Raw genomic sequence first — 3364 nt, forward strand, 5'->3', positions numbered from 1 at the left:
CACGAACCTTAATCGCCGCCACCGTCACAGTGGCCGCCCGAGAACGACGCGGGGATCTGGCTGCCCGCCTGGCGAAGCCGGAGCTGCACGGAGCCAGTTCGGCGGCCTGGCACACCCTCAGGTTGTCCGACCGCCGGGACGGTCGGAGCGCGGGCCGCCGGTAGGCTCACGCCGCGCGGAGGGGCTTCGCCATCAGGAGTTCGCGGCCCACGCCGTCGGGCAGCAGGTCGCCCGGTTCGCCGGTGTCGGTGAAGCCGGCACGCTCGTACAGGGCGATGGCGTGCGGGTTGTGCGGCATCACGGCGAGGCGCAGGGTACTGAAGCCCTGCCGAGCCGCCCACTGCCCGATCTCGGCGATCAGCCGGGCGCCGACGCCCCGGCCGCGGGCCTTCGGGCCGACCCACATCGAGATCAGCTCCGCCGACCCGTCCCCGGGCACGCCGGTGGCCATCGCGGAGGGCTCGCCGTCCACGAGGGCCACGAGGTCCAGGGCGCCAGGGATCAGCCGGGAGCGCCAGCGCTCCTCCCGGTCGCCCTCGCCCTGCCAGGCGGCGAGCGTGGAGCCGAAGGCGTACGGCGCCTCGGCCAGGGCGGCCAGGCGGAGCTCGCGGAAGAGCGGCCAGTCGTCGGAGGTCAGGGCACGGAGTTCGATCACGGCACCGACCATGCCCTGCCCCGGCCTGCGACGACAAGTGGATTGACGACAGGGGTCCGGGGCGGGTTCAGGCGGGCGAAGGCCTCGTGAGCCGGATGCGGCCGTCGTCCTCGCCCGGGGAGCCCGACCGCACCCGGGCACCACCGAGCAGCCCTTCGCCGCCGTACACAGGCACGTACCGGGCCGCCTCGGAGGCGGCTTACGCGTTCGTCGGTGTGGCACGCAGGCCGCCGAGCATGGTGGCCAGGTAGCGGCGGGCGGTGTCGATCCGGTCGGCGGGCGTGCCTCCGTGGACGTTCACGGCGTGGGCGATGCCGCACATGAGCGGGACGAGGTCGGCCGGCGTGAGGTCGGAGCGGACCGCTCCGGCCTCACGGGCCCGGTCGAGGAGGGCGGTACCGGACGCCCGGAGCGACGCCTTGAGTTCCGTGGTACGGGGCAGCACGTCTGCGGGTGCGGCGGTGACCGGGGCCAGGGAGGCGTCGGTGACCTGTGCTTCGACGGTGTGCAGCAGGAAGCCTTCGAGTGCGCGCCGAGGGTCGCTGTCGGCCAGGGCCTGCTCCCCGTGGGCGGCCAGGGCTTCCAGGCAGGGGGTGGCGACGGTCTCCAGCAGGGCCTCGGGCACGGCGAAGTGCCGGTAGACGGTGCCCACGCCGAGTCCGGCGCGACGGGCCACGTCGTTGAGCTGCAGCGGCTCGCCCTGGTCGACCAGGGCACGGGCGACGGAGACGATTCGGTCCCAGTTGCGGGCCGCGTCCTTGCGCAGGGGCGTCGTCATGAGGACATGCTAACCGGATGGCCCATCCGGATGGGCCCGCCGGTGCGCAGCGGACCACGGTCGGATGTCGTAGCCGGGCGGCGGTCGTGGTCAGGTGGTCGTGGTCAGGTGGTCACAACTGGCGCGTGCCGTTCGCTGAGGCGGCGTACGGCCCCGGCGAGGCGAGGGTCGGCCGCCGCGCGCGGCGGCGCCACCGGGCGGGCCTGTGCGCCGATGACGATGCCGGTCCGGCCGGTCAGGGTCTCGTCCGTGGCTGCGGCGATCGAGGGCCTGGCGGCCACCGAGGCCGGGCCCGAGGTCGAGCGTTCGAACCTGCGGCGCACCAGGGGCCACAGCAGCCGCAGGGCCGGCGAGACGATCTTCGGGTCGGTCAGGGTGCCGTTGGTCATATCGGTCGCAGCTCCTCCGGGATCGGCGGCGAAGACCGAGACGCCCGTGCCCTCCAGACGCGCGGCCAGGTCGAGCGTGTAGGCGAGGTTGGCGAGCTTCGCACGGCCGTACCAGTGGAAGCCGTAGTAGCCGCCGGGCGGCTCGACCGCATCGAACACCCGCCTGCCGAGAGCGACCGCGCCCGAGGTCACGTTCACGATCCTGCTCGGCGCACCGGCGGTCAGGGTGGGCAGCAGCCGTTCCGTCAGCAGGTACGGCGAGAGGTGGTTGACGACGAATGAGGCCTCGATGCCGTCCAGGGACAGCCGCTCGGGGAACATCGCGCCGATGTTGTTGACGAGAACGGTCAGCGGGTCGCCGGAGGCGGCGTGGTCGGCAGCGATCCGGTCGGCGAGCGCGCGTACGTCGTCGAGCGAGCCGAGGTCGGCGGACAGGAACCGACTGCGGTGTGCCGGGTTCGTCGCGTCGATCCGGGCGACCGCCCGCACGCCCCGCTCGGCGTCGCGGCCGACCACGGTGACCGCGTACCCGGCGGCGGCCAGTCCCAGTGCCGTCTCCAGGCCGATGCCGGCCGTACCGGCCGTGACCACGGCTGTCTTCCGCATGTGCTCCTCCACCCCAAAGAGATTCGGATAGGTCATCCGCTTAGCGGGGACGGTAGCACAGAATCGGATTGGTCATCCGGTTAGGGACGCGGTCGGCCACCCCCGGCCACAGGCCGAATGAGGGCCGGACACCACCCCGAAGCTCCGGCGATCCAGTCCTGCTGCCGCGCCCCGAGGGCGGGACCGGCTTCGGCGATGGCGGGGGCCCGGACTCCCACATCCGGCTGCGCCTCGGCCGCCACCCGCGCGCTGTCGGTGCCGCACCCTAGGATCAACTTCGTGTGCCGAACACCGGTACGACGTGAACACAGCAGGGGGGACCATGACGAAGCGGACGAGGACGCGCACGCTCACCGCAGCGGCCGGGATGCTGGGGGTGACGCTGGCGTTCGCCGGGACGGCATCGGCGCAGCCCGCCGACCCGGCACCGGCCTCGGACGAGCCCGTCGGCCAGCCGGGGACGGGCCAGATCCTGCCGCCGGCCTCGGACGAGGACACCATGTTCTCGATCCCCGACTGGATCGGGAACGGCGGCGCGGTGACGGCCTCGGTGATCGAGACGCTGCCGATCGCCGTCACCGTGGGCTGCCAGGGCGGCGGTTCGGTGCAGGTGCACGTCGGCGGTCCGGCTCCCGCCGACTTCACGGTGCAGTGCCCGGTGGACTCCGTCGGCGTCGCCTCGGTGGGCATCCCCGCCCGTCCCGGCCGGGACTTCCAGTTCACCGTGCACACCTCGGACCCGTCCATCCACTGGGGCATCAACGCTCTCCAGATCCGCCCTGCCCCCTGAGCCCGGGCCCCGGACCCCGGGCCGGCTCAGCCCTGGACACCCCGGGGACCAGTGACGGCCTCACCCAAAGCGCCCGCCCGGGTAGGCAGTTCGTGGCCGGCGGCGCGACCACCACGCAGGCCTGCGCCGAGGATCCGGCGCGGGCC

General features: G+C 73.5%; 4 protein-coding genes. 1 reads left to right on the forward strand and 3 read right to left on the reverse strand.

The features are described 5' to 3' along the window. Positions 1–166: 166 nt before the first annotated feature. The 3 genes from ABZ885_RS37980 to ABZ885_RS37990 form a co-directional block, all read right to left on the reverse strand. Positions 167–655, reverse strand: a complete 489-nt coding sequence (locus ABZ885_RS37980; RefSeq protein ID WP_360199273.1) for a GNAT family N-acetyltransferase — start codon at positions 653–655, stop codon at positions 167–169. 199 nt (positions 656–854) lie between these two features. After that, positions 855–1433 (reverse strand): TetR/AcrR family transcriptional regulator, encoded by a 579-nt coding sequence (locus tag ABZ885_RS37985; protein ID WP_360199275.1) that lies wholly within the window; start codon positions 1431–1433, stop codon positions 855–857. 104 nt (positions 1434–1537) lie between these two features. Then, positions 1538–2428 carry an SDR family NAD(P)-dependent oxidoreductase gene (locus tag ABZ885_RS37990; protein WP_360199277.1) on the reverse strand — a complete coding sequence of 297 codons (891 nt, stop codon included), beginning with the start codon at positions 2426–2428 and terminating at the stop codon, positions 1538–1540. A gap of 322 nt (positions 2429–2750) precedes the next feature. On the opposite strand from ABZ885_RS37990, the gene ABZ885_RS37995 reads away from it, so the two are divergent. Then, entirely contained in the window at positions 2751–3218 is a 468-nt protein-coding gene (locus tag ABZ885_RS37995; RefSeq protein WP_360199279.1) for a hypothetical protein, read from the forward strand. Positions 3219–3364 lie beyond the last annotated feature (146 nt).

It is taken from the genome of Kitasatospora sp. NPDC047058 (assembly GCF_040643935.1).
Classification (GTDB): domain Bacteria; phylum Actinomycetota; class Actinomycetes; order Streptomycetales; family Streptomycetaceae; genus Kitasatospora.

Coding starts and splice junctions, on each gene's coding strand:
- ABZ885_RS37985 (WP_360199275.1), bottom strand. CDS start 1,433: ATGACGACGCCCCTGCGCAAGGACGCGGCCCGCAACTGGGACCGAATC.
- ABZ885_RS37990 (WP_360199277.1), bottom strand. CDS start 2,428: ATGCGGAAGACAGCCGTGGTCACGGCCGGTACGGCCGGCATCGGCCTG.
- ABZ885_RS37995 (WP_360199279.1), top strand. CDS start 2,751: ATGACGAAGCGGACGAGGACGCGCACGCTCACCGCAGCGGCCGGGATG.